The sequence below is a fragment of the Halosolutus sp. DAT137 genome, assembly GCF_059736405.1.
In genome coordinates, this window is record NZ_JCAQID010000002.1 from 136,938 (window position 1) to 155,347 (window position 18,410).

Annotated in this window: 18 protein-coding genes; 5 read left to right on the forward strand and 13 right to left on the reverse strand. The window is 64.9% G+C overall.

The window, feature by feature from the left end:
• Positions 1-4: 4 nt before the first annotated feature.
• On the reverse strand, positions 5-559 hold the full coding sequence (locus AC6I6L_RS06710) for a TATA-box-binding protein (protein ID WP_497916965.1): 555 nt from the start codon (positions 557-559) through the stop codon (positions 5-7).
• Between the two features lie 288 nt (positions 560-847).
• Here AC6I6L_RS06710 and AC6I6L_RS06715 point away from each other — a divergent pair, with 288 nt between their 5' ends.
• The gene (locus tag AC6I6L_RS06715) at positions 848-1,939 is read left to right on the forward strand and encodes a methyltransferase domain-containing protein (RefSeq protein ID WP_497917102.1); all 1,092 of its coding nucleotides are present in this window, start codon (positions 848-850) and stop codon (positions 1,937-1,939) included.
• Between the two features lie 29 nt (positions 1,940-1,968).
• Here AC6I6L_RS06715 and AC6I6L_RS06720 read toward each other — a convergent pair whose 3' ends face one another.
• Genes AC6I6L_RS06720 through AC6I6L_RS06735 form a run of 4 tightly spaced genes read right to left on the reverse strand, consistent with a single transcriptional unit; the run spans position 1,969 to position 5,063 of the window.
• The gene (locus AC6I6L_RS06720; RefSeq protein ID WP_497916966.1) at positions 1,969-2,406 is read right to left on the reverse strand and encodes an acyl-CoA thioesterase; all 438 of its coding nucleotides are present in this window, start codon (positions 2,404-2,406) and stop codon (positions 1,969-1,971) included.
• A 45-nt stretch (positions 2,407-2,451) separates the two neighbouring features.
• Positions 2,452-2,844, reverse strand: a complete 393-nt coding sequence (locus tag AC6I6L_RS06725) for a hypothetical protein (protein WP_497916967.1) — start codon at positions 2,842-2,844, stop codon at positions 2,452-2,454.
• Positions 2,841-3,848, reverse strand: a complete 1,008-nt coding sequence (locus AC6I6L_RS06730; RefSeq protein ID WP_497916968.1) for an AAA family ATPase — start codon at positions 3,846-3,848, stop codon at positions 2,841-2,843. The genes AC6I6L_RS06725 and AC6I6L_RS06730 overlap by 4 nt, the downstream gene beginning before the upstream one ends.
• Before the next feature lie 39 nt (positions 3,849-3,887).
• On the reverse strand, positions 3,888-5,063 hold the full coding sequence (locus tag AC6I6L_RS06735; RefSeq protein WP_497916969.1) for a DUF7282 domain-containing protein: 1,176 nt from the start codon (positions 5,061-5,063) through the stop codon (positions 3,888-3,890).
• Positions 5,064-5,223: 160 nt separating this feature from the next.
• On the opposite strand from AC6I6L_RS06735, the gene rnz reads away from it, so the two are divergent.
• Positions 5,224-6,156 (forward strand): ribonuclease Z, encoded by a 933-nt coding sequence (rnz, locus tag AC6I6L_RS06740; protein ID WP_497916970.1) that lies wholly within the window; start codon positions 5,224-5,226, stop codon positions 6,154-6,156.
• A gap of 47 nt (positions 6,157-6,203) precedes the next feature.
• Here rnz and AC6I6L_RS06745 read toward each other — a convergent pair whose 3' ends face one another.
• On the reverse strand, positions 6,204-7,178 hold the full coding sequence (locus tag AC6I6L_RS06745; protein WP_497916971.1) for an aldo/keto reductase: 975 nt from the start codon (positions 7,176-7,178) through the stop codon (positions 6,204-6,206).
• A gap of 104 nt (positions 7,179-7,282) precedes the next feature.
• Between AC6I6L_RS06745 and AC6I6L_RS06750 the strand changes: the two genes are divergently transcribed.
• Positions 7,283-9,256 carry a DUF460 domain-containing protein gene (locus tag AC6I6L_RS06750; RefSeq protein WP_497916972.1) on the forward strand — a complete coding sequence of 658 codons (1,974 nt, stop codon included), beginning with the start codon at positions 7,283-7,285 and terminating at the stop codon, positions 9,254-9,256.
• Positions 9,257-9,359: 103 nt separating this feature from the next.
• Here AC6I6L_RS06750 and AC6I6L_RS06755 read toward each other — a convergent pair whose 3' ends face one another.
• The 4 genes from AC6I6L_RS06755 to AC6I6L_RS06770 all read right to left on the reverse strand — a co-directional run bounded on the left by AC6I6L_RS06755 (position 9,360) and on the right by AC6I6L_RS06770 (position 13,064).
• Positions 9,360-10,241, reverse strand: a complete 882-nt coding sequence (locus AC6I6L_RS06755; protein ID WP_497916973.1) for a CARDB domain-containing protein — start codon at positions 10,239-10,241, stop codon at positions 9,360-9,362.
• Positions 10,238-12,502 (reverse strand): outer membrane protein assembly factor BamB family protein, encoded by a 2,265-nt coding sequence (locus AC6I6L_RS06760; RefSeq protein ID WP_497916974.1) that lies wholly within the window; start codon positions 12,500-12,502, stop codon positions 10,238-10,240. Before AC6I6L_RS06760 ends, AC6I6L_RS06755 begins: the two co-directional genes overlap by 4 nt.
• Positions 12,503-12,576: 74 nt before the next feature.
• Positions 12,577-12,801, reverse strand: a complete 225-nt coding sequence (locus AC6I6L_RS06765; RefSeq protein WP_497916975.1) for a DUF8015 family protein — start codon at positions 12,799-12,801, stop codon at positions 12,577-12,579.
• Positions 12,802-12,884: 83 nt separating this feature from the next.
• Positions 12,885-13,064: a DUF7470 family protein gene (locus AC6I6L_RS06770; RefSeq protein WP_497916976.1), complete on the reverse strand. Its 180-nt coding sequence runs from the start codon at positions 13,062-13,064 to the stop codon at positions 12,885-12,887.
• A gap of 129 nt (positions 13,065-13,193) precedes the next feature.
• Between AC6I6L_RS06770 and eif1A the strand changes: the two genes are divergently transcribed.
• Positions 13,194-13,481 (forward strand): translation initiation factor eIF-1A, encoded by a 288-nt coding sequence (eif1A, locus tag AC6I6L_RS06775; RefSeq protein WP_497916977.1) that lies wholly within the window; start codon positions 13,194-13,196, stop codon positions 13,479-13,481.
• A gap of 205 nt (positions 13,482-13,686) precedes the next feature.
• On the forward strand, positions 13,687-15,072 hold the full coding sequence (locus tag AC6I6L_RS06780) for a S8 family peptidase (protein ID WP_497916978.1): 1,386 nt from the start codon (positions 13,687-13,689) through the stop codon (positions 15,070-15,072).
• Positions 15,073-15,152: 80 nt separating this feature from the next.
• On the opposite strand, the gene AC6I6L_RS06785 is transcribed toward AC6I6L_RS06780, so the two are convergent.
• From AC6I6L_RS06785 to AC6I6L_RS06795, 3 genes are all read right to left on the reverse strand, one after another.
• Positions 15,153-16,265: a pyridoxal-phosphate-dependent aminotransferase family protein gene (locus tag AC6I6L_RS06785; protein ID WP_497916979.1), complete on the reverse strand. Its 1,113-nt coding sequence runs from the start codon at positions 16,263-16,265 to the stop codon at positions 15,153-15,155.
• Positions 16,266-16,378: 113 nt separating this feature from the next.
• Entirely contained in the window at positions 16,379-17,407 is a 1,029-nt protein-coding gene (locus AC6I6L_RS06790; protein ID WP_497916980.1) for a DMT family transporter, read from the reverse strand.
• Between the two features lie 363 nt (positions 17,408-17,770).
• A complete protein-coding gene (locus AC6I6L_RS06795) occupies positions 17,771-18,268 on the reverse strand; it encodes a cupredoxin domain-containing protein (RefSeq protein ID WP_497916981.1) in 498 nt (165 codons plus the stop codon).
• Between the last annotated feature and the right edge of the window lie 142 nt (positions 18,269-18,410).

The window sequence follows — 18,410 nt, forward strand, 5'->3', positions numbered from 1 at the left end:
AGAACTACTCGAGCAGACCGAGATCCTCGAGACGCGAAACGATCTTGTCGACGGCGTGTTCGGCGTCTTTGGGTTTCTTCCCGCCGGTAATGACGAGTTTCCCGGAGCCAAAGAGCAGGGCGACGACTTCGGGTTCGTCGAGGCGATAGACGAGGCCGGGGAACTGCTCCGGTTCGTACTCGATGTTCTCGAGACCGATCGCGATCGCGTTCAGGTTGAGGTTGCGACCGAGGTCGGCGCTGGTGACGATGTTTTGGACGACGATCTCCGGATCCTCGTTGACCTGGATCTGGAGTTCACGGAGCTTATCGAAGACGATCCGCAGGCTCTCGTGTACGTCGTCGGTGCTCTTGGCACCGGTACAGACGATTTTTCCGGAGCGGAAAATCAGCGCTGCGGATTTCGGATTCTGTGTTCGATAGACGAGTCCCGGGAACTGCTCGGGATCGTAGTCCGCCCCCTCGAGGTCCATCGCGACGCTCTGGAGATCGAGTTCCTGTCCGATACCGGTCGACGCCACCACGTTTTCGATGTTTATGGTGTCCTTCGGGTCCGTCATAAGTCGCTTAAAAAGACGTATTTAAGGTTTATAAAGTTTAGTACCGCCACCTGATATATCCGGTTTATAGCTCTCGGTCGAGCGATCGATCGCTGTCGGAACGACGGCGCGAAACGCGTCTGAGGGCGGAAAGTTGCGGTCGAGAACCGTTGCGTGTGGGAACGAACGCGAATCGGACCGAAGCAAATCGGACGAAACCGTTCCGACCGGAAACGGGTCGGACGACCCCGGCCAGGTACGAGTCGAGAAAACGGTAGGCTCATACCCAACCCACGGGGACGAATGGACGTGTACTTCCTCGAACTCGGCGGCGAGGACGACGCCTTCGCAGCCTGCGAGGCTGGAAGCGCCGCGGCCGGCGTCCGCCGGATCGCGCCAGGACTCGCCCTCGCAAACGCGATCGATCCCGCCCAGATCCGGGGACTCGCCTACACCCACCGCGCGAGCGAGCTGCTCGGGCGAACGGACGCCGCACTCGACAGCGCCAGGGTACTCCTCGAGACGGCCCCGCTCGATCGCGGGGGAACGATCGCCGTGCGAGCGACCGACGTTCACGGCTCGACGGGCGAAAGCACCGAACGCGCGGAACGCGAACTCGGACAGGTGCTCGTCGATCGCGGGTTCGAGGTCGACCTCGAGAACCCGGATCACGTCCTTCGAGTGGCGTTTTCCGAGGGGCAACTGCCGGCTTCCAAAACTGACGGGTGCACCGAAATGGGGTCGCTGCTGACCCCCGCCGACGGCGAGGAGTCCTCGGACGATCGCGTCTCGGTCTGTACGCTGGGCTGGCTCGAGACCGAGAGCATCCGGGACTTCGGGACGCGAGCGCCGACCGACAAACCGTTCTTTCAGCCCGGCAGCATGGACCCGCTGCTCGCACGCGCGATCGCGAACGTCGCGGGTGCCCGCCCCGGCGTGACGATTCTGGACCCGATGTGCGGCACCGGCGGCGTGCTCGTCGAGGCCGGCTTCGTCGGCGCGGACGTGATCGGCACCGACGCGCAAACGAAGATGGCCCGCGGCGCGCGGAGAAATCTGTCTCACTATCTCGATCGTGGCGAATCTTCCCCGACCGGGGTCGATCGCGGATCGTGGCACGTCGCCCGCGGGGACGCGACGCGGCTTCCCTTTGCCGAGAACACGATCGATGGCGTCGTCTTCGACGCACCCTACGGTCGCCAGTCGAAGATCGAGAGCCACCGACTCGACGACCTCGTCGCCGGTGGGCTTTCCGAAGCGCGGCGAGTCGCGTCGCGAGCCGTCGTCGTGGCCGATCGCTCCTGGGCCAGCGCCGCCCGCGAGGCCGGCTGGGAGATCGAGGCGGCGTTCGAGCGCCGGGTGCATCGATCGCTGACGCGGTACGTGCTGGTTCTCGAGTAAGTGGTCGGAAAACTGAACGTCGGTCCCGGTCAGAATCCGTTTTCGAGTGCGCGCGATCGAAGCTGTTCGCCCGTTTCCGTCTCGACGGTCAGTTCGGGAACCGGGACCGGTTTTCCGTCTTCGTCGATCGCGACGAACGTGAACGACGACTCGGTTGTCTTTTCGGTCTCGCCGGTCCGGGGCTCTTCGCGCCAGGCCCGGAGCGCCACGTGGGCGCTGGTTCGACCCGCGTCGTAGACGTATCCTTCGACGAGTGCGGTATCCCCGATCCCGATCGGGCGCTCGAAATCCAGTTCGTTCACGCGCGCGGTGACGCAGGTTTCGCCCGCAAACCGCATCGCTGACATCGCGCCCACCTCGTCGAGCCACTTCATCAGGTTCCCCCCGTGAAGCGTCTCGTTGTTGTTCGCGTGGTTGGGCTGAACGCGGAATCGATTCCGGATGTGCGTGTCGAGTACGGTCGGCATACCCCTACTGTGATGCTACACCGAATAGTACCCACCGTCTCCGCCTCACTCGCGGCGGGCCGCAATCCGCCAGCCGGCGACGCCGACGCCGGCGAGCGTCGCGATCGGCCCGAGAATCCAGACGCTGCCGTCGGTGGGACGTCCCGCGACGTGGAGGGCACCGATCGCGAGCACGCCGACCACCAGTGCGGCGATCGCGCCGAGCCAGAGCGGATCGATTACGACGGGGCCGAACCGCCGGAGCAGACCCTCGCCGGCGAGGAGTGCGATCGCGAGCGAGCCGATCGCGAACGGGAGAGAGTCGATGCCGGCGACAACGGGGAGGCCGCCGAACGCGAGCGCGAGCAGCGGCTGCATCGCGAGCGCCGTCCAGAACCGATCGCTCCAGCCGTGGGCCACGTCTTCCGAGACGGAAGCAGCCGTTGCCACGTCGGTCACCCAGCGTCCCGGCCCAGTTCGGCAAGCAGGTGGGAGACGTGGATGCGATCGCTCGTCCCCTCGTGCATCTCGAACTCGATATCCGCGGCGAGGCGGTGGATTCGCGCGAGCCGATCGCCCTGGTAACGCTTGCGGGCGATCCGAAGGATCACGTCGAGCACTTCCTGGCCCGCGAGTCCCTCGTCGACGAGCAGGTCGTCGAGGGTGCCACGCGCCGAGGTGAACTCGCCCGCTTCGGCGTCGTCGACCATTTCCTCGACCTCGTCCTCGAGACCGACGTCGCCGATCGTCTCGTAGGCGGCGCTCATCGTGAGTTCGCCCGCGTTCTCGACGGTGGTCTGGGCGGCCAGGATCGCCTGCCGGAGGTTCCCGTTCGCGTAGCCCGCGACGAACTCGAGACCGTCGTCGTCGTAGTCGACGCCCTCCGCCTCGACGATTCGCTCGAGGACGACGACGGTCTCCTCGCTCGTGGGTGCACGGAGGGACACGGGGAAACACCGCGATCGAATCGGCGGGATGAGCTTCGTGGGCTGGCGGGTGGCGACGAGAAACTGGGTCGTTTTGTGGTGTTGTTCCATGATGCGACGCAGGGCCTGCTGGAAGTCCTCGCGGACGTCCTCGGCGTTGTCCAGCAGGACCGTCTTGTACTGGCCCGAGACGGGCGCGTAGCTCGCGGATTCCTTGAGAACGTGGTTGATCATATCCCGCTTGGACATCGAGGAGCGGCCGACGAGAAACGACTCGAAACGCGGGTCGTTCTTGATCTCCGTTTTCGTCCGGCCGAAGAAGTCCGCGACGTTAATCTCGATCAGGTCGTTGTCGGGGTCCTCATGAGCCTCGCGGGCCAGTGCGCGCGCCGCCGCCGTCTTGCCGCTTCCTGGCGGCCCCTGCAGGACGAGATTGATCGGTTCCTCGACGGCTCGCTCGAGGTACGTTCGAGCGTCGTCCTGGGGCAACTCGGCCAGTTCCGGGGCGTACGTATCGGTCCACAGCGGCGCGTCCATCGCCAGCCGGTAGGGACGGGAGCGGTAAGAATCGGTCGGTTAGGTGCCTTCGTCGTCGCCGCTGTTGCCGTCACCATCGCTCCCGCCGTCGCCGCTGTCGCCACCGTCGTCCCCCTCGGATTCGTCAGCTTCGGCGGCTTCAGCCGCCTCCGCGATCGTGAACGTGGTCTCGACGGGATCGCCGTCGTGTTCGATCGCGCTCGCGGTATCGACGTCCGCCGGGTCGCCGGCGTAGAGGACCGCCGTCAGTTCGTCGTCCTCGTCGACACTTGCGTTCTCGTCGAACGAGACGGTCACGTTCGTGTGTTCGCCGGCTGAAAGTTCGTCGCTGGTTCCGACGACATCGCCGTCGTCCTCGACGGCGACGAATCCCGTCTCGGGAATCGCGGCGTCGACGGTCACACCTCCGTCGTCGGCGTCGACGACGGTCACGCTCGGATCGGTGTGGAACTCGAGGAAAATCTCGGTGAGCGCCCCGTCGCCGTCGGTGTAGACGCCGATGGTTCGCTCTCCCGGCTCCATCCCGCTGGTATCGATCTGGAACGTGATCTCCTGGCTCTCTTCGGCGTTCAGATCGAGGAGCTGTTGTTCGACGACCCGCCCGTCGCTCCTGAACTCGACGGGTTGCTGGGTGTCGAGTTCGGTCGGGTTGCGGATCTCCGCGGTGACCTCGATCGTCTCGTTCGTCGTCGCGTTGGCCGGCGCGTCGATCGACTCGACGAGGAACGAGCCGCCGAGCGGGTCCTCGCCGTCGTCGGTCGTGACCGTTGCGCTGTCGCTGACGGGGAATCCGTTTTCGAGGTACGGCTGATCTTCTTTGCCGTCGGACTCGGCGTAGGTGTAGGCTTCGTCGTTCGTCGTGTCCCTGTGGACCGTCGCGGTCAACTGTCCAACGAGTTCGGGACCGCCCTCTTCTTGCTCGATCGTGACGTTTTCGTGACTGCCGGAGCCGAGGTAGTCGGAGACTGCGAGGGGCTCGTCGCCGCCGTCGGTCAGGACGACGAATCCACCCTCCGAAAGCGAGACTGACGCAATCTCTACGCTCGTGCCGTTTCCTTGCTGGTCCTCGACGGTGATCTCGGCCTCCGGATCTTCCTCGACGCCGAACAGTGCCGGTGCCTGGCCGACCACCACGCCCGCCGCGAGGACGATCGCGATCGCGATCAGGATTGCGACGACGCGCTTGATCGTGCCGAACTGCAGTCTCGAACTCATTGTGAAAGGACGCGTATTCAGTGGAATAGCATTGGACAGCCACCATGATAAAGGACGCTTTCCGTTCGCGCGGGTGAGAACGATCGTCGTCTCGTTCCCGCGGCGGGGGCGACGCCTCGATCCGAAGGCGGTTTAGCCGCGGCGCGTCCACCACCGAACGATGCCACTGCGCGTGACGTTTCTGGGGACCAGCGGGGCGGTTCCGACGACCGAGCGGAACCCGAGTTCGATCTTCGTCGCCCGCGAGGGAGATCAGCTGTTGTTCGACGCCGGTGAGGGGACACAGCGCCAGCTCATGCGCTTTGGAACCGGGTTCTCGATCTCCCACATTTTCCTCACGCACTGTCACGGCGATCACGTCCTCGGGATTCCCGGCCTGCTCCAGACGATGGCGTTCAACGATCGCGAGGACCCACTCGCGATCTACACCCCCCACGGCACGCGCCGCGAGATCAAATCGCTGGTGAACGCGCTGGGCAACCGCCCCTCGTTTCCGGTCCACATCACCGAAGTCGGAGACGGCGACGTGGCCTACCGCGCCGATGAGTACGAGGTCCGGGCGTTCGCCACCGACCACGACACCCGATCGGTCGGCTACGCCCTCGTCGAGGACGATCGCAAGGGCCGGTTCGATCGCGAACGGGCTGAAGAACTCGGCGTCCCGGTGGGCCCCGAGTTCTCGAAACTCCACGAAGGCGAGCCCGTCGAACTCGACGACGGCACAGTCGTCCATCCCGAGCAGGTCGTCGGCGAGCCCCGTCCCGGCCGGTCGATCGTGTACACCGGCGACACTCGACCGACCGCGGCGACGATCGAGGTCGCGGACGACCCCGACCTGCTGATCCACGACGCGACGTTTGCAGCGGACCGAGCCGATCGGGCGGCGAAAACCGCCCACTCGACGGCACGGCAGGCCGCCGAAATCGCCTCTCGGGCGGATGCGAAGCGACTCGCGCTGGTCCACATTTCATCGCGCTACGCCGGACACACCGCGGACCACGAACGGGAGGCGCGGGCAGTCTTCGACGGTGAGGTGGTCGTCCCCGACGACGGCGACGAACTCGAGATTCCGTATCCGGACGGCGAGAAGTAACGGGCCGCGATCGCCGGAACGGAACAACGATGGGCCCTTTCAGGTGGCTACTCGTGGCCGTAGACCGGCACTGGCTCGTAGGGCGCTTCCAGATACTCCACGTCCGAGGCCGACAGCGAAACGTCGAGTGCTTCGACGGCTTCCTCCAGGTGTTCGATGCTCGAGGTGCCGACGATCGGGGCGGTCACGTTTTCGTTCTGGAAGTGCCAGGCCAGCGCGATCTGGGCCATCGTGACGCCGTGCTCTGCGGCGAGTTCGGCGACGCGCTCGTTGATCTCCTCGCTCGCGGGGAACTCGTGGTAGGGGACGCCAGCATTTTCGATCTCGTGGTCGGCCCGCGTCGTGGTCTGGAACTCCTCGTGGGGTCGCGCGAGGTAGCCCGCACCGAGCGGACTCCACGGAATCGTCCCGACATCGTACTGGTTGCAGACGGGGTACATCTCCCGTTCCTCCTCGCGGTAGGCGAGGTGGTAGAGGTTCTGCATCGTCTCGAAGGGCGCGAGTCCCTCGCGCTCGCTCACCCGCCGAGCCTCCAGAAACTGGTGGGCCCACATCGAGGAGGCCCCGAGGTGGCGGACCCGTCCGCGACGGACGGCGTCGTCGAGCGCCCGCATCGTCGTCTCGATCGGCGTATCGGGGTCCCAGCGGTGGATCTGGTAGAGGTCGAGGGTGTCCATCCCGAGTCGATCGAGCGATGCCTCGAGTTCCTGTTCGATCGTCTTTCGAGAAAGCCCGCTCGCGTTCCGGTGGTCGGTCGCGCCGGGAAAGCGAACTTTGGAGGCGACGACCAGTTCGTCGCGATCGTAGTCCGCGAGCACGTCGCCCATAATTTCCTCGCTCTCGCCCGCAGAGTAGACGTTCGCGGTGTCGAAGAAGGTGATCCCGAGATCGATCGCCCGCTCGATCAACTCGCGGCTCTCGTCATCGTCTAACATCCACTCGCGGTCGCTGCCGAAACTCATACAGCCCAGACAGATCTTGCTGACTTCCATTCCCGTCGAGCCGAGAGTCGTATACTCCATGGGCCTACGTGGTGTCGGGTCCCTCATAATACCCACCAGGTGAGGCGGAGACTGGACCCGAAACCCGCGCCGGATTTATGCGTGACTCGTCCCTAGTGACCCCCGTGAGTACGCGAACGAGTGCGCTCGATGCGGTCGTCTTCGGTGTCGACATTCAGAGCGGTGACGTGCGCGGCGACGCCCCGTCGTACGCGCTGGTGGTCTACGACGGCGAGGACGTGAGCCGAGACGTCGTCACCCACCGAAAGCTCAGACGGCTGATCGACGACGAGGAGCCGGCGATCGTCGCGACGGACAACATGTACGAGCTGGCGGCCGACAAAGACCAGCTGATCCACTTCCTCGGCTCGCTCCCCTCCGGAACGAAACTCGTCCAGGTGACGGGTGCCGAACAGCCCGAGCCGCTCTCTCGCGTCGCGAAACGCCACGGGATTCCCTACGGGAAAGAGCCGATGCAGGAGGCCGAGGCCGCCGCCCGACTGGCCGCCCACAACGTTGGCCACGAGGTCTCCGCGTTTACCGACACGACCGAGGTCAAAGTCGCCAGGGGCCGCTCGACCGGAAAAGGAGGGTGGAGCGAGGACCGCTACACCCGGCGCATCCACGGGTCGGTCCGGAAGCGCGCCCGAGAGGTCGAATCCGAACTCGAAGAGGCGAACCTCGACTACGAGAAAGCCGTTCGCGAGTCCTACGGCGGCTACGCAAACGCCATCTTTACCGTCGAAGCGAAACCGAGCGAGATCCCCGTTTCGCGAAACCGGGTGGGCGATGTCCGCGTCGAAATCGAGCGCGAGCGACGAGACGGGATCGAATTTCGCCCGCTCGCGAAGCGCCGCGACCACGTCATCGTCGGGATCGATCCGGGGACGACGACCGCCGTCGCGATCGTCTCCCTCGAAGGCGAGGTGTTAGACGTCTGGAGTTCGCGCACGAGCGACACGGCGGACGTGATCGAGTGGATCGTCGAGCGCGGTCGGCCGATCATCGTCGCCGCGGACGTGACGCCGATCCCCGAGACGGTCGAGAAGTTCCGCCGAAGTTTCAACGCTGCGGGCTGGACGCCCACGAGCGACCTCCCCGTGGACGAGAAACAACACCGCACGCGCGAGTACCCCTACGACGACGATCACCAGCGAGACGCCCTCGCCGCCGCGCTGTACGCCGTCGACGACCACGAAGACCAGTTCGAGCGAATCGCACGCAAACTCCCGCCCGGACTCGATCGCGGGGAGGTCACCGCCCGGGTCGTCGCCGACGAAGAAAGCGTCGAGGCCGTCCTCAGGGATCTCGAGGACGACGACGGCGAAGCGGAGGACGACTCCGAGCACGAACCCCGCGAACTGACCGAGGAAGAACGGCGGATCAAGGACCTGAAGCGACAGGTCGATCGGCTCCAGTCACACGTCGAGACACTCGAGAGCCGGGTCGAGGAGCGCGACGAGCGAATCGACGAACTCGAGTCGAAACTCACGCTCGCCCGCCGCGAGGAGCGAACGCAGGTCCGAAAGGAACGCGAGGTCTCGCGACTCGAGCGGAAAGCCGATCGCCTGGAGCGAGAACGCGACGAGGCCCGCGAGACCGTCGAGGACCTCGAGGCGAAAGTCGAGCGGATGAAAGCCCTCTGGAAGCTCGATCACTCGAACTTCAGCGACGTCTCGGCCGAGAAGGAGGGACTCGTCCCCGTCAAAGTCGTCCGGAAGTTCACCAAGGGTGCGATCCGCGAGGCCGACGAGCAGTACGGGATCGCCCCCGGCGACGTCGTCTACATCCCCGACGCCAGCGGCGCGGGCAAGTCGACCGCCGAACTGCTCGCGGAGTTCGAGCCCCGCGTCGTCCTGAAAGACGGCGGCCTCTCGGAAATCGCAGACGAGATCCTCTTCGAAAACCGGATTCCCGTCGGTCCCGCCGACGACGTGGCCATGCAGGAGGTCGACGAACTTGCCGTCGCCCGCGAGGACGACGTTGAGGATGCCATCGACGACTGGCACGAACGCGCCGCGGCCCGCAAACGCGATCGGAACGCACAGATGGTCGATCGGCTCATCAGCGAACACCGAGCGGGCGACAACGAAGCCTGATCGGTCGAGACATCTCCCGGAGCACGAGTCGGGCCGGCATTTATGTGGTCACGTTCTTCGCGTTCCGTTCTTGAACGACTGATCTCGGTTCTCGGCCTTCTACTCACTCCGTCGACTCGTCTACAGCGTCCCCGTCCTCGTTCGATCGTCGTTTCCAGAGGTAGCCGATCGTCGCCGCCAGCGACGCGCCGCCCACGGCGGTCGGGACCCAGTCGTCGTGATCGGCGGAGTCTGCCAACTCGAGGGTGGAGTCGGCCTCATCGTCGGAACCGTTTCCGTCGTCGACGGAGAGATCGGCCGTCTCGAGCGCGCCGCTGACCCCGTTTGCGGTTGCGACAACCGATATCAGGACCTCGCCGCTTTCTTCGGCCGCGACGTCGAACTCGACGGTCATCCGATCGCGCCCCTCGAGGCGGTCGATCCTCGTCCTCGCGGGATCGGCGGTTACCTCGTCCACGTCCTCCAGTTCGACCGTGACGTTCGTCAGGGGTTCGTCGCCGAGGTTCGCGATCGTCGAACTCGCGGTAACGGATTCGCCCACCTCGACCTCATCGGCCGAGAGGGAGAGGTCAGCCGACAACGAGGGCGGGATGGTAACCCGGTCGAGCGTCGATCCTGTCGTCGCGGCCACGTCGGTTCGTTCCCGCTCCGCATCGGCCAGATCGTCGATGACGCCCGTCAGTTCGGCGTCGACGGTTTCCCCGTCGATAGCGTCCGGTTCGGCGAACAGCGAGAGGGCGGCCGTCACCGCACGCAGCCGAGCTAATTCGGTCACGCCTGCAGTTTCGAGATGCGCCTGGAGTTCTGCGAGGTCCTCCCGGCTCTGCGACCCGGCTCGCGCGGTCGCTGCGGTCCGCGTCAGCGACGACTCGTCGCTCGCCTCGATCGCATCGGTGAGTTCGGTCAGCGCCCGCTCGGCCCCCTCCCCGTCGCCCGACAAGAGGGCGTCTCGGAAGGCTGTCAGGTAGACGTGCGCCTCGGTCATCGGTCACCCCACTCCGGATCCGGTAACCGGTCCATCGGCTCGCCAGCCGCGACCCCTTTGACTGCCCGCAGCTGCTCGAGACACGCCAGGAGCATGCCGCCGATGCCGACCGTCGCGGTGCTCGCGGACCGGATGACGCCGATAAGGTCCCAGAGCAGGTTCGTCAGTTCACCGAGGATTCGTCGGAGGGCGCCCGGATCCTCGGCCTCGCCGGTCTCCGCAGCCGGGCTGAGCAGGTCGACATCGGCGAGGTCTGACTCGATCAGTTCCATCGACTCGATCGACGTCGAGAAGACGTCGTACAACGCGCCGTCGCCGTCCTCGAACGCTGTCCGTGCGCCGTCGGTCGAGCCGGGGACGCCGCCGGTTGTGATCGACCCGGGATCGAGCGACGCAAGGAGGTCGTCGACGGCGGGGCGGACGAACGCGGCTTCGACCGCGCGCCGGCACGGAGCGGCGACCGCCTCGACGACGGCCTCGTACGCCTCGGCGATGGCTTCCCGGATTTGGTCGGCGGCCGACAGCATCCCGTCGCGCATCTGGCTGACGATGCCAAGAACCTCGTGCTCGCATCGCTGGCTCGCGCGATCGGCCACCGCGACGCCGGAGTCGTCCGTCTCGTCCGGGAAAAAAACCGACGTGAGCGCGGAAATCGCGCGTTTCGAGACGACAACGGCCGCCTCAGCGAGGCGTTCGAGAATCGACTCGATCTGATCTGGCGAAACCGAGACACCCCGAGCGAGATCGACGGGCTCGTCAGGAACGTACCGGGCGAGGCGGCCGACGATGATCTTTTGGAGGACAAATTTGACCAGAACGAGTTCCACGAGCGTTCTGATCGCGACCTCGACGATGGCATCGACGAGCGCGTACCCCTCGTCGGTTTCCTCGTCCGGGTAGGCATCGGGCCCCAGCCCCCGAACGGTTCGCTCGACTAACTGTTCGCCAAGGAGCAGCCGCTCGACGGTCGAGAGCGCGTCCGACGTAGAGAGTTCCTCCCGATCGACGGCCGCCCTCAGGCCCGAATGAAGCGCTTCGACGCGTTCTGCGTCCCGGAGCGAGGCGATCGAAACGTCGTCCACCGTCTCCGCCAGCGCCATTTTTTCGTCCATTCGATTTTCGAGACGGTTGGCCGCACCCTCGAACCCGTACACGCGTCCATCGAGGCTGCCGACGTAGATTCTTCCGTCGACGATCGCCGGAGAACCGAACTCCGTCGCCTCGTCGTACCGAAACCGGACTTCGCCGGTCTCGGTGTCGAGCGCGTAGAAATATCGATCACCGACGTAAACGAGTCCGTCGACGACCGCCGGGGATGAGTTCATCGGTTGGTCGAGATCGAACCCCCAGAGAACGTCGCCGCTGTCGGCGTCAAGCGCGTACAGCGTTGAATTCGCGGATACCGTACCAGCGTACACGCGTTCACCGTCGGTCGACGGAATCCGACTAATCTCGCCGATTCCCTCCCGAGCCCACCGTTCCGCACCGGTGTCGGCGTCGTACGCGAACACGCCGTCGGCTCCGCCGACGTACGCACTCCCGTCGAAAACGGCCGGATCGGAGAGGAGCCGACCGGGGGCGTTCCACAGTCTCTCGCCCGTCTCCGCATCGAATGCTGCGAGACCGTCGCCGGTCCCAAAACTCGTCGCGTACGCGACGTCCCCGTGGACCGACGGGCCTAAGGCGCTCTCGAACGGGGCCGTCCACAGATCCGACCCGTCCTTCCCGTCCAGCGCGTGGACGGCGTCGTTCACGACGTCAGTGACGTAGACGACACCGTCAGCGACGGTCGGCGAAACCGGAATCGTGTCGGCTATCGAGCGCTCCCACAGGGCCGTTCCGTCTTCGGCGTCGAACCCGTAGACGGTTTGCGCGGAGGCCGCGTACGCCGTGCCGTCCTCGATCGCGACCGCGTGTTGCGCTTCCGCGTCTATCGACTGGCGCCACAGGAGCGTTCCCGCATCTGCGTCCAGAGCGTACACGTCACCGTCGTTGCTGCCGGCGTAGACGACGCCATCGGCGACCGTCGCCGATCCATAAACGCCATCTCCCGTCCGATACCCCCATCTCACGACGACATCGTCGTTCGGTCCGTCGGCCGTGGGGTGGTATCCCGACTTCCCCGGATCGTAGTCGAACATCGGCCACTCGTCTGAACCACCCCCCTCCGCCGCGAGTGCCGGGATCGAAAGCGACCGACCGAGAATCCCCCCGGCCGCGGTCGCCCGTAGCACTTGTCGGCGGGTTGAAACCCAAACCATGCGGACGAGTTCTTTCAAATAGAAATAACTGTTATGGCCGAAATCGGCGGACACCGTCGGCGACGCCGGGCCGATCAGTCGACTGACTCTACCGGTGCCAAAACCTGCGGAATCTCCGCAACCGTAACTTCCACGGTCAGATCCACCGGCTCGTCGACCGGTCCGATGACGAACAGCGCGTGGGAGATGAAGCCGATCGCAACGATGCCGAGAACGACCAGCGAGAGTTCGATCGCGATCGGTGTCGCGTAGCCGATCAGCGCACCAGTATCGAGGCACGAGACGATATAGATCGACACGAGTTCGTAGTAGTGTAGCGAATAGTCTATACGAACACGAGGTGCCGTGCCGGAAATAATTTTCCGACAAATCGGCTGTCGCGTCACATCATGCCGAAGGCCCCGAGCATCCCCGAAATCAGGGATTTCACGACGAGACCCAGGCCGGCAACGACGAGGGCGATTCCGATCGCGACGATCAGATTCGCGTAGGCGATCAGTCCGATTCCGGCGACGACGATCAGGAGACCGACAATGCCAAGCGGCCCGAGATTCTGCAGCATGCTCAGGTCTGGATACCCGACAGGAATAAACGGCGTGGTTTCCCGATTCGTCCGATCGACACGTCGTCTGGCGGTCGCGCTCGGAGGAATCAGTAAAGGGTTAAACCGATCGACCGTCAACGTGGGGCCATGAGCGACGACGACGGTGGTCGCAAGAATCTCCGAATGCCCGACGACGACGAGGTCTTCGCGACCGTCACCAACATGCTCGGGGCGAATCGCGTCAAAGTACGGTGTGCCGACGGCACAGAGCGCACCGCCCGCATTCCCGGCAAAATGCAAAAGCGTATCTGGATCCGCGAGGACGACGTCGTCCTCGTCGAGCCCTGGGACTGGCAGGACGAAAAGGCCGACATCACCTGGCGCTACGAGAAGAGCGAAGCAGACCAGCTTCGGCGGGAAGGCCACATCCAGTAACGCGAAGTTTTGCAAAGCGGGTGCGCCGGAGGTGGACTCTCGACGACGTTCGATCAAACGTGCACTTCGTTCCCTTTCAGAGGGACTCTTGTAGTCATTTACCGCCGATCGTCGTGTCGCGAACACAGCTTTCGCAGACGAGACGGTGACGCGTACGCCAGCATAGTACCGAAAGCTTATTTCTTCGCTTGACTTTCCAGCCAGCATGACTCTCAGTCGGCGTCAGCTCCTGCAGGGCATCGGTGCCGGCGTTTCTGTGGGACTGCTGGGAAACACGGCGTCAGCGTCGGCCTCACGGGCGACATCGGCGTCGGACACTCGCAGAGTGTTCGTCCACCCACAAAGCGGACCCGTCGGCAACATCCTCGACGTCGTGGAGACCGTCGGCGGGACGACGGTCCTCGAGTACGATAATTTCGACTTCGTGGTCGCTGAAGTCCCCGCGGGTCGGCTCGACGACTTACTCGCCGCCGGCGGCGTCGCCTCCGTCGAGGAGGACGACGAAACGGGAATTCCCGGCGGCTGGAGCCCGTCTCTACTCGACGTGTTGCTTCCACCCGACGAAGACGACTGTTCTACCCACCCGGAGCAGCGGGCGTCGTGGGGACACGATCGGATCGGCGTCACCGACGTCGAACCGGACGGGACGGGCGTCGATATCGGGATCCTCGATACGGGGATCCAGACCGACCACTGTACTCTATCGGTTGCGGGAGGCCGGAACTTCACGGCGGCGGGGCCGCCGAGCGACTACGAGGACCGCCACGGCCACGGGACCCACGTCGCCGGCGTCGCCGCCGCGGCGGACAACGACCTCGGTGTCGTCGGTGCGGCCCCGAACGCGAACCTCTACGCCGTGAAGGTGCTCGACGACGACGGCCAGGGCCGATACAGCGAGCTAGTCGCCGGAATCGACTGGTGCATGTCGAACGAGGTCGAGCTCGTCTCGATGAGCCTCGGGGGCGATGGCGGAAGCGCCGCGGTGGACGAAGCGATCGAATCGGCCACGGAAGCGGGTCACCTCCTCCTCTCCGCGGCCGGAAACGAAGGGAACGCGGGGAACGGGTCCTGCGATGAGGAGACGATGACCTATCCGGCGACCCACGACGACGTGGTCGCGGTCGCCGCGATGGACGAGGGCGACACGCTGGCGTCCTACAGCAGCGTCGGCTCGGCCGTCGACCTGCTGGCTCCGGGGACGGACGTCACGTCGACCATCGCCGGGAACGAGTACGCCGAGGCCAGCGGGACGAGCATCGCCTGTCCGTTCGTCACCGGCGTCGCGGCGCTCGTCTGGGAGCGCGGAGAGGACGATTCGAACCCGAACGAAGCGGTCCGGCGGACACTTACCGAGACGGCGGAGACGGTCCTCGACACCTGCGAAGAAGGACACGGCCTCGTGGACGCTCGCGCAGCCGTCGGCGCCGATCGCGCAGCGGATAGCAACGAGCGCGAGAGCGAAAACGGGGGCGAGAGCGGCGACCTTCTCGGTGAGTCGGCGTCGATTCTGGAGCGGGTCGTGTCCGCGCTTCAGCGGTTCGTGGACCTGATCGGAGACGTTCTCGATCGCCTCCTCGGGCTGTTCCGATAGTCGTCGGCAAGCGACGCCGAGTACGATCGACCGAACGCGAAATCGGTCGGAACGATTCGTCCGGCGTCTCGAACGCCGACTTACAGCCCGGCGACGTCTTCGATCGCGTCGGTCAGTTCCTTGATGCTCTCGACGTCGTGTTCGCCCATGTGACCGATGCGGAACGTCTTCTCTCCCAGGGCGGAGCCGTAGCCGTTCGAGAAGACCATGTCGTACTCGTCGCTTACGGCGTCGATCGTCTCGGCGACGTCGATCCCCTGCGTGTTCTCGATGCAACTGACGGTTTGCGATTCGTACCCCTCCTCGGGGAACATATCGAAGTGTTCGCGCGCCCACTCGCGGGTGTATTCGGCCATCTCGCGGTGGCGCTCGTCGCGGGCCTCGTGGCCCTCCTCGAGCATGTACTTCATCTGTTTGCGGTAGGCGAGCATGATCGGGATCGCCGGCGTCGAGTGGGTCTGTCCCTTGCGCTCGTAGTAGTCGATCGTTCGCTGGAAGCCGCCGTACCACGACGCCGAGTCGTTCTCGAGTTCGCGCTCGTAGGCGTCGTCGCTGACGGCACAGATCGCGACGCCCGGCGGCATGGCGAAGGCCTTCTGCGAGGAGGCGAAGACGACGTCGACGTTGTGCTCGTCGATATCGACGTAGTCCCCGCCCAGCGAGGAGACGGCGTCGACGACGAAGTAGGTGTCCGGATAATCGGCGACGACGTCGCCGATCTCCTCGATCGGGTTTCGAACGCCGGTCGAACTCTCGTTCATCACGCAGGCGACGACGTCGTAGTGGTTGTCGCTCGTTTCGAGTGCCTCGCGGATGTCCTCGGGCTTGACCGCCTGGCCCCACTCGTACTCGAGTCGATCGACGCTCTTGCCCAGTCGCTCTGCGACGTTGGCGTGGCGTTCGCTGAAGCTCCCACACGTTGCCACGAGGATGTGCTCGTCGACGAGGTTGAGCGTCGAGGCTTCCCAGAACTCGGTTCCGGAGGCCGTGAGAATCACGACTTCGTTGTCGGTGCCGAGGAACTCCTTCGTGTCCTCGACGATGGTCGTATAGAGGTCGGTCATCCGGTCCATCCGGTGGCCGAACATCGGCTCGCACATCGCCTCGATGACGTCCTCGCGCACCTCGGTCGGACCCGGAATATACAGCGTCTTGTCGGGATAGTTGCCCGTGTATTCGCGTTTTTCGGTCACAGAAACCACCTGAGTACGCGCCACTGCGTCGCGAGGGGGCATGGTACTTTTGATGTCACGTCGCCTGTGGGCAGACTCGACTCAATATCAAAATTCGATCGACGCGACGGTTCTCAGTCGCCGCCCGGTGCCCTTCCAGTCGTACGGGGGGACTGCGGAGTCGAGACGTAGACGTTGCCTTTGACGACGACATCCGTCGGTCCCGGAGCCGTCGCGGGTCGCGTGGGACCGTACCCGATGACAGGCCCCGCAGTCTTCCAGAGCGCGCCGATTTTACAGCACGCGAAGCCGACCAGGATGAGGCCGAAGCCGGCGATCGTCGCGAGCGTGATCGACTCCCCGAGCAGCACCCAGCCGACGACCGCCGCCACGAGCGGCACGGCGTAGTTGACCAGGCTGAGTTCGCTCGCGCCGACCCGATCGAGCAGGACGAAGTAGGCGAGAAAACCGCCAGCGGTGGGGATGACGGCGAGATAGCCGACCGCGGCGATCGTCGCGGGCGTCAGGGCGACCCCGAGGGTCGGGGCGGTCTCGCCGGGGTGGACGTGGCTCAGTCCGTGGAGGACGATCGCGCCGACGCCCATCGCCCACGTCTGGAACGAGACGACCGGGAGCGTTTCGTGTATCCGCTCGGTCAGCACCGACCCGAGCGCGAAGACGAGCGCCGAGGCGAACAACAGCCCGACGCCGACCAGTTGCCCGTCGAGCGCGCCGCCCGAGAGCGCGATGACGACGACCCCGGCAAGGCCGACGGCCAGCCCGACGGCGGCGGGCGCTCGGAGCCGTTCCTGGGGCAGCAACGCGATCGCGATCGGCGGGGTAACGATCGGCGTCAGACTGAGGACGATCGCGGCGACGGCGCTCGAGACGTACGACTGCCCGAGAAACAGCAGGCCGTAATGGGCCCCGACCATCAGTCCGCCGGCGACGGCGATCAAGAGCCAGTCCTCCCGCGTTCGCGGTCGCCACTCGAGGCCGAGGGCGACGATCGCCCCCGCGAACACCAGCGCGGCGACGTCGAGGCGAAGCGCGGCGAAGAGGATCGGCGGCAGCGTCGCGAGGCCGACTTCGATCGCGCCGAAGGCGGTTCCCCAGGCGATCGCGAGTGCGGCGAAGAGGAGGAGATCTCGCTGTGTAGTCATTTCAATTCGAAATGGGACTCGGGCACTTGAGTATTGCTATTCGGAGGATACAGTGTCTCTTGTTCCCATATTCGCCGAGATACGGTACCAAGTAGCATTCCGGCTCAAAGACCATAGTTGTAAGTAATCAGATAGACAGTCGCCGCGCGTCGATCAGCCGTTCGAGATCGCGGAGACGCATCCAACGGCGGAGACGGTCGGTCCCGAGGACAGCGTTCGGGCACGCCGATCGATCGGCCTCGAGGGAAGCGACGCCCGCCGAGAGCGATCGCTGTTCGGGTCACCAAGCCACCAAAAAGAATGAAAGCGAGAAACCGCTACGGCGTCGGCAGTCGTCGCCGTTCGTCTGTCACCAGCGTCGCCTTACTGGATCTCGATCGATCCGCGCATCTGCTGTGGGTGGGGCTCACAGCGGTACTCCGCCATATCGGCGGTCGCCTCGAACGTGAGCGAGACGGTCGCGCCCTGCTCGCTCTCGAAGTCGGACTCTTCGAGCGCTTCTTCGTCACCGTCGATGACCTCGAAGTTGTGCTCGATTCCGTCGCCGTTCTCCCACTCGACCGTGTACTCTTCGCCTTCGGTCAGGTACAGCGTCGGGTTCGTTGCGCCGGAGATCGGGTCGGGCGAGTCACCCTCCCAGCCACCGGTCTCGCCGATGAGGGAGAATTCGGTGACGCCTTCCCAGGCATCGGCGTTGTTTTCGCCGCCGTTTCCGCCGCCGTTTCCGCCACCGTTCTCGTCACCGTTTTCGCCACCGTTACCGCCGTCGTCGCTCGAACACCCTGCGATCGTCGCGGTTGCTGCTGCCGCGCCCGCGAGTTTCAGTGCTTTTCGCCGCGAAATATCATCGGGTCGAGTCATCAACTGGGGGTTAGGGCTGAGTACATAAAAATTAACACCCTCTGCTGGCACATTGTGATGGAATCTCATACCACAGAATTCGACCGTTTCAGGCATAAAGCCGCCATTTGAGGGGTTAGATCGATGGCCGGTATCTCGGATA